This is a genomic window from Brevibacillus sp. SKDU10 (assembly GCF_001645205.1).
Lineage (GTDB): Bacteria > Bacillota > Bacilli > Brevibacillales > Brevibacillaceae > Brevibacillus_B > Brevibacillus_B halotolerans.
In genome coordinates this window covers 1-5,638 of the sequence record NZ_LSSO01000080.1, presented here as the reverse complement: position 1 = coordinate 5,638, position 5,638 = coordinate 1, and the positions used below count along the sequence as shown (strand labels likewise).

5 protein-coding genes are annotated in these 5,638 nt (G+C 41.2%); 1 reads left to right on the top strand and 4 read right to left on the bottom strand.

Annotation, left to right across the window (positions count from 1 at the left end):
• Positions 1-67: 67 nt before the first annotated feature.
• Together AYJ08_RS05380 and mtnA are read right to left on the bottom strand one after the other, a co-directional pair.
• On the bottom strand, positions 68-919 hold the full coding sequence (locus AYJ08_RS05380; RefSeq protein WP_064016875.1) for a class II aldolase/adducin family protein: 852 nt from the start codon (positions 917-919) through the stop codon (positions 68-70).
• A 36-nt stretch (positions 920-955) separates the two neighbouring features.
• Entirely contained in the window at positions 956-2,017 is a 1,062-nt protein-coding gene (gene mtnA / locus AYJ08_RS05375) for an S-methyl-5-thioribose-1-phosphate isomerase (RefSeq protein ID WP_031415289.1), read from the bottom strand.
• Positions 2,018-2,381: 364 nt separating this feature from the next.
• On the opposite strand from mtnA, the gene AYJ08_RS05370 reads away from it, so the two are divergent.
• The gene (locus tag AYJ08_RS05370) at positions 2,382-3,182 is read left to right on the top strand and encodes a DeoR/GlpR family DNA-binding transcription regulator (protein WP_064016874.1); all 801 of its coding nucleotides are present in this window, start codon (positions 2,382-2,384) and stop codon (positions 3,180-3,182) included.
• A gap of 101 nt (positions 3,183-3,283) precedes the next feature.
• On the opposite strand, the gene AYJ08_RS05365 is transcribed toward AYJ08_RS05370, so the two are convergent.
• Together AYJ08_RS05365 and AYJ08_RS05360 are read right to left on the bottom strand one after the other, a co-directional pair.
• Positions 3,284-4,492 (bottom strand): NupC/NupG family nucleoside CNT transporter, encoded by a 1,209-nt coding sequence (locus AYJ08_RS05365; protein WP_064016873.1) that lies wholly within the window; start codon positions 4,490-4,492, stop codon positions 3,284-3,286.
• A gap of 53 nt (positions 4,493-4,545) precedes the next feature.
• Positions 4,546-5,364, bottom strand: coding sequence for a purine-nucleoside phosphorylase (locus tag AYJ08_RS05360; RefSeq protein ID WP_064016872.1), 819 nt, complete (start codon positions 5,362-5,364; stop codon positions 4,546-4,548).
• Positions 5,365-5,638: the final 274 nt, after the last annotated feature.

Below are 5,638 nucleotides of genomic sequence, written 5' to 3'. Positions count from 1 at the left end.
TTTTAAACCAAAAGAAAAATGCGAAAACCTTGAAAACAGGCTTCGCATTTTTCTATTTAACCATTTCCTATTTCAGTTTTGGATGTTGTAGCTGGGAAATAACTGCCTTGGTTACCCGGCTAACAAGCTCCTCCATTTGTTGTTCATCTAATTTGACTGTCAGTGGTTGTGATTCTTTCAAAGAGATAGCTTGTTCGTTTGCAGAGCATACATCGATTCCTGGTGGACAAATGACTCCTGTTGGTGTCTCCCCCATTAAGCCCATTTTCTCTCGCAACGCTACTAGCTCTTGCACCCGTTCTACTGACAATTCCCGTGCTCCGTTCATTTGTTTTGCAATCCAATTAATTTTTGCAGTAAATTCGAGCGACTCCATCAAATAGTAGGCTGTTTGCAGATCTTTTCCCCATGTAAGTGCCCCGTGGTTTTCTAGCAAAACCCCCTGATGGCTCATGATATGAGGAGCAATGGATTCAGGAAGAGCATGGGTGGAAGGAGTTGCATATTTAGCTAAAGGTATGGTTCCAAGCAGCACTACCGATTCTGGCAGGGTTGCAAAATCTAAGGGAATGCCTGCTATCGCAAAAGCTGTAGCATACGGAGGGTGAACATGAACGATCCCGCCAATGTCTGAACGCATTTCGTATACTTTCAGGTGCATTTTCATCTCAGAGGTTGGTTGAAGCTCTCCTTCTAATACCTCCCCTTGGAGGTTTACTTTGACCAGCATATCTGGCTGCAAAGCTCCTTTACTTACCCCGGTTGGCGTGATCCAGATCTCGTTGGCAGAAAGACGAACCGAAATATTTCCATCGTTAGCCGCACCAAAGCCTTTTTCATATACTTTACGCCCAATCTCACAGATATCCTGTTTGATTTTAGCTTCATCTTTCATCTGTTCGTACGTTGGTTCGGTCATGATTAGTTATGTCCTCCTTGTTTCCTGTGGGTCCATCTAGTTGCTTTTTGCAGTGACCTGGAACAGCTCTGTCAATGCATTGTCGTAAGGAGCTCGTAAAATACCCTTCTCAGTAATGATTGCTGTTATTAAATCGTGTGGAGTTACATCAAAGGCAGGATTAAAGACTTTGACATCATTGGGTGCCGTTTGCTTGCCAAACCCTTCAATAATTTCACCAGCTTCTCGCTCTTCAATCGGAATCTGTTCTCCTGTAGCGGTATCTAGGTCAATTGTAGACATGGGGGCTGCTACATAAAATGGAATGCCATGAGCCTTTGCCAGTAGTGCTACACCATACGTTCCAATTTTGTTCGCTACATCACCATTAGCTGCAACCCGATCGCATCCAACGATAACGGCCTGTACCCAGCCTTTAGACATCACCATTGCAGCCATGCTATCCGTAATTAACGTAACATCAATACCCGCTTCATGTAATTCCCATGCTGTCAGACGAGCCCCTTGCAGCAAGGGACGAGTCTCATCGGCAAAAACCCTGATATCCCAGCCTTTTTCTTTTGCTAAATAAATAGGTGCAAGTGCTGTACCATAACGTGCCGTAGCAATTCCACCAGCATTACAATGCGTTAACACACCCATGCCATCCTCAAACAACGTCAATGCATGTTCACCAATCATCCGGCATGTTTCTTCGTCCTCATCACGAATCGCATGCGCTTCTGTAACAAGACGCTGTTTCATTTCAGCCACTGGTAGGTTTTGGTCAGCCAAAGCTCGTTGCTCCATACGGTTTAATGCCCAAAATAGGTTCACTGCTGTAGGTCGTGAAGACGCGAGGTACTCTTTATGCTTTGTGAATACATCGTAGAAGGCCTCAAAGGAGTCCTCAGGTGCATCATGAATTCCCAACAGTAGTCCATAAGCGGCAGCAATCCCAATCGCAGGAGCTCCTCTTACCTTTAACTCCTTAATGGCATCCCAGGCATCCTTTATGTTGTCTATTTCTAAAAATTCTTTCAAAGTTGGAAGTTTCGTCTGATCTAAAATAAATAAAGTATTGTCTTCAAAACGGACCGATTGAATAAACGTCGCCATCTGAGAGCCTCCCCTATTTGTAATAAGCCAATTCAAAATTGAGTGACTTAGGATTTACGATTTGTCTTATCTTTGTTATAGCAAAAAAACAAAAAAATTTCTGCTACGAATCAAAAATCACATAAAACCACATAATCTAACATTTTTATTGACTGATACCTTGATTTTACTAATCTGTATACTTATTTTCAACTGCTTCCAGCCCTTTGGTCAAACTTTTTCGACACTCCATCTGGATTTCTGTAAATGATGATTCAAATTTCTTTTCTTTCTATCTTTTTTTACAACGTTATTTTTGGTATCCTTTTTGGCAAGAGACATACCTGTAGGTCGATTGGGATAGATCATTGTTTTGGGAGGTATTATGTTAGCAATCGAACGTCGCAAAAAAATCATGAACATGCTATTTGAACAAGGAAATGTCATGGTAACAGAGCTCAGTAAACAATTCTCTGTTTCTGAAGAGACTATACGTCGTGACTTAGACAAATTAGAGAAGGAAGGCATTTTAGTACGTACATATGGAGGAGCTATTTTAGAAGATGGACTACGCTCTGATTTTCCACTCTGGGTACGTGAAAGCTATTATGTCGATGTAAAGCAAAAACTAGGAGAAAAATGCGCTCAGCTTATAAAAAGCGGCGATACAATCATGCTTGATTCCAGCACTACTTCATTATATATTGCCAAAAAAATAAAAAATAAACAGAATCTTACGGTTATCACCAATTCATTTAAGGTCGAGCTAGAGCTATCGGATGCTGAACACGTAAAGCTAATTTCCACAGGTGGAACTTTACAACGCCGTTCCCTTTCGTATGTTAGCCACTCAGCAACTCGAGCCCTTTCTCATTATTTTGCCGATGCATCCTTCGTTTCCTGTACCGGCCTTCATCTTCAACGAGGCGCTACAGATTCTAACGAATTTGAAGCGGAAATTAGAAAACTGATGTTAAAAAACTCAGAGCAAAAAATCCTAGTGCTCGATCATACTAAAATTGATAAAGCTGGCTTTACTTTTATCACCGACTTTCAAGGCATTACGAAAGTGATCACAGACCAGCCCTTATCTGTAGAATGGCGACAGCTTTTAAGCAGATATAATATCGAAATTGATGATGAGGATATTGATACCGCTTTCGAGGAAACTCCCTCCTCTCCATAAAACTTCCAAGCATGAGAAGACGTAGAAGAAAGTGACTACATACAAAAACGCAGCTCCTTCCTACATCATAGGTAAGGAACTGCGTTTTGTGGTTTTGCCCCTTACAAGAACATCCCAGCAATCGCACCATTTAACAAGGAAGCCAATGTACCGGCAAAGATTACCTTCATTCCAACCTGAGCAATTTCGCTTCGACGCTCAGGTACAAGTGAACCAAGGCCACCAATCAGCATCGCCATAGAGCCAAAATTAGCAAATCCGCAAAGCGCAAAGCTCAGGATTGCTACCGTTTTAGGTGTCAAATTTGCCATGTTCTTAGCCATATCAATATAAGCAACAAATTCGTTTAATACGATTTTTTGTCCGATATAAGAACCTGCTTGAACAGCCTCACTCCATGGTACTCCAACTGCAAAAGCCAAAGGAGAGAAAAGATAACCAAAAATTCCTTGCAAGGTTATCTCCATGCCAAACAGTCCTCCGATATAGCCAAGCAAACCATTCACCATAGCAACCAAGGCTACAAATGCCAACAGCATTGCTCCTACATTCAACGCCAAAAACAGGCCATCTCCAGCCCCGCGTGCTGCTGCATCAAATATATTCGCTGATTCATTTTTTTCCAGTTTTATTTCCCGGTCTTTTATATTTTCAGTCTCCGGGAAGAATAGCTTGGCTATAACTAATCCAGCGGGAGCAGCCATAAAGCTCGCCGCAAGCAAATATTCCATCGGGATACCTAGTAAAGAGTAGGAAGCAAGCACTGTTCCCGCTATAGAAGCAAGTCCCCCTGTTAGAACAGCAAACAGCTCTGAGCGTGTCAGTTGGCTTAAAAAGGGACGAATAACTAAAGGTGCTTCCGTTTGACCCACAAAAATATTCGCCGCTGCTGACATTGACTCAGCCTTACTTGTACCTAATATTTTAGAAATACCGCCACCAATGTATTTGATAAATAGCTGCATAACGCCTACATAATACAAAACAGAAATCAGAGCTGCGAAAAAAATAACCATCGGCACAACATTAAATGCTACGACAAACGTAATTTTAGAATCAGGAGTGTACAGCCCGCCAAAAAGGAATCTAATCCCTTCATTAGCATAACCAATAACATGGTTCATTACGTCGGTGAACTTACTTAGTACAGCTCGACCTGCCTCCCACTTTAACACAATGAATGCAAACAGAAACTGGATAGCTAATCCTCCAATAATCGGACGCCATCTAATCCCTTTCTTATTGTTACAAAACAAGAATGCAATAAATAGAACAGCAATTACCCCAAGGAGGCCTCGAAGAAAATCCATGATGACTTACACCTCTGTTTTTTATTTAATACCTATTCTTATAACCTTGTGACTTACATATTCCCCACGATGCCTCGTAGAAGCTTAGAAAAATTCTCTTTTGCTTGTCCTGCCGCCTCATATACCTCTTCAGCCGTAATAGGCTGAGGTAAAATACCAGCCGCTAAATTACAAATGCATGAGATAGTCAGCACTTTAATACCAGCATGCTTGGCTACAATCACCTCTGGTACTGTCGACATGCCAACTGCATCTCCCCCTATTGTTCGTGCCATTCTTACTTCAGATGGCGTTTCAAAGGAAGGGCCTGTAAAAGCTACATAGACACCCTCTTTTAGAGGTACACCTATCTGTGCTGCTACCTGTCTTGCCAACTGAGCTGAGGATTTACAATAGGTGTCACTCATATCAGGAAAGCGATCTCCCAGCCTCTCATCATTAGCCCCAATCAACGGATTTATCCCCATTAAGTTAATGTGATCCGTCACTAACATTAAATCCCCTGGCTGCTGGTCGATGTGTAAGCCTCCACTGGCGTTGGTTAAAATAAGTTGCTCAACCCCCAGCATTTTCATTACTCGAATTGGAAATGTTACCGATTCGATACTGTGACCCTCATAATAATGAAAGCGGCCTTGCATAGCAACAACCGTCTTCCCTTCAAGCTTGCCAACAATTAGTTTACCTGCATGATAATCCACTGTCGACATCACAAAATGAGGAATTTCTTGATAGGGAATAACAATGGCATCAGTTAACTCTTCCGCTAATTCACCTAAGCCCGATCCTAGAATCAATCCGATGGTTGGTGTTTGATTTATTCTTTCTTTTATGTATCTGTTAGCTTCATCTATAGATTCCCACTTATGCATAAGAAACCTCCCTGTTGTTTTTTCTGTCTTAACTCATATGTAGTCTGTCAGAATATCACAAAACACAACATTACCAAAAAGAAATCAACAATTGATCGGTGCAATCTTATTTTATTTTAATATCCGAATTTAATCAAGCTAAAACAAAACATTGTACGTATTTTAGCCAGTTAAATCGTTTTTTTTGATTAATAAACAGAATTTTTAATGCGTTTTACTTACATTCCGAAAAAATAATCCTTTTAAAAAGCCCTTCTATCCCTTTATAATATGG